General features: G+C 64.3%; 2 protein-coding genes and 1 pseudogene. 1 reads left to right on the forward strand and 2 read right to left on the reverse strand.

The window, feature by feature from the left end; genetic code table 11:
* Positions 1-217 (forward strand): annotated as a pseudogene (locus ACSFA3_RS24565) (ABC transporter substrate-binding protein); the annotation flags it as partial.
* Here ACSFA3_RS24565 and ACSFA3_RS24570 read toward each other — a convergent pair.
* On the reverse strand, positions 214-918 hold the full coding sequence (locus tag ACSFA3_RS24570) for a glycine-rich domain-containing protein (RefSeq protein ID WP_435467831.1): 705 nt from the start codon (positions 916-918) through the stop codon (positions 214-216). The pseudogene ACSFA3_RS24565 and the gene ACSFA3_RS24570 sit on opposite strands and share 4 nt — an antisense overlap.
* A 72-nt stretch (positions 919-990) precedes the next feature.
* On the reverse strand, positions 991-1185 hold a 195-nt coding region (locus ACSFA3_RS24575), incomplete at its 5' end, for an EAL domain-containing protein (protein ID WP_435507984.1).

The raw sequence follows: 1185 nt of genomic DNA on the forward strand, positions 1-1185 counted from the left end.
CGCCTACTCGGCCGCGCTGGCGCGCATCATCGGCATTCCGCCCGAGGCGGCGAAGCTGCAGTTCGAACGCCGCCAGCAGAAGTGGGTGCCCATCGACGCGCAGGTCATCGCGGATCAGCAGGGCACTGCGGACTTCTACCGGCAGGTCGGGCTCATCAAGCAGCCGCTTGATGTGAAGGGCACTTTCGACACGGGCTTCGGGGTGGCGGCTGGCTAGTGATGCCCGGGCGCGCCGGCCTTCACCGAGTGCTCTGCCGCGGAGGCAGTAGCGGCCGCGGTGCCCGCCTCCAGCGAACACCACGCTGCCGAAGGTTTGCCTGCTTCGAGCGAACACCATGCTGCTGCGGGTTTGCCTGCTTCGAGCGAACACCACGCTGCTGAAGGCTTGCCCGTCTCGAGCGAACACCATGCTGCCGAAGGTTTGCCGACCTCCGCCGAACACCATGCTGCTGCAAGCTTGCCCGCCTCAAGCGAGCACCATGCGGCCACATCCTTCGCCGGCTCGTGTCGGGGCGCGGGCGTCGGCTCGCCGAATTCCTCGACAGTCAAACGCTGCATCTCCAGGAAGGCCGCTTGCAGCGCCTGGGCGTCTTCCTCGCCGCGCAGGCCGAGGTACGGAAAGTGGTGCAGGAAATAGCCGAAAGTGGTTTCGCAATCGGCTGCGTACTTTCTCGTGTCGAGGATGTGCATGTGCCAGAAACGGTCGACGTCCTGCTCTGGAGCGAGCGTCAGGTCGGGGTGCTTGGCGTGCAGTATCAGGTAGCGCTTGTAGGCCACCTCCATCTGATCCGCGTAGGCTGCCGACCAGCCGTAGCCGTCCTCCTTGCGGCAGGCCTTGAACTTGATCGGTGTGAGGTCGAGCGCATTGATCGCGGTGATCGTCTGCTCCAGTGTCTTGCCTTGAGTGGAATGAGTCATTAATGCTCCTGTTGAGTTGCTGGAAGGTCCGAGCGAACGTGCCCGGTGAAGATTGCCCCGAAGGTTCGGCCGTCAGACCACTACCGATGGAGCAAATTGGTTGCGCAGGTGACGCGCCATGAAATCGCGCGCCTCGTCGGCAGGGACGGGCTTGCACAGCCAATAGCCCTGGGCCTCGTCGCATCCGTGGCTGCGCAGGTAGTCGAGCTGGGCCGTGGTCTCGATGCCCTCGGCCACCACCTTCATCCGCAACCCGTTGGCCAGGGT

The organism is Variovorax glucosi, assembly GCF_051216695.1.
Taxonomy (GTDB): domain Bacteria; phylum Pseudomonadota; class Gammaproteobacteria; order Burkholderiales; family Burkholderiaceae_C; genus Variovorax.

Coding starts and splice junctions, on each gene's coding strand:
- ACSFA3_RS24570 (WP_435467831.1), bottom strand. CDS start 918: ATGACTCATTCCACTCAAGGCAAGACACTGGAGCAGACGATCACCGCG.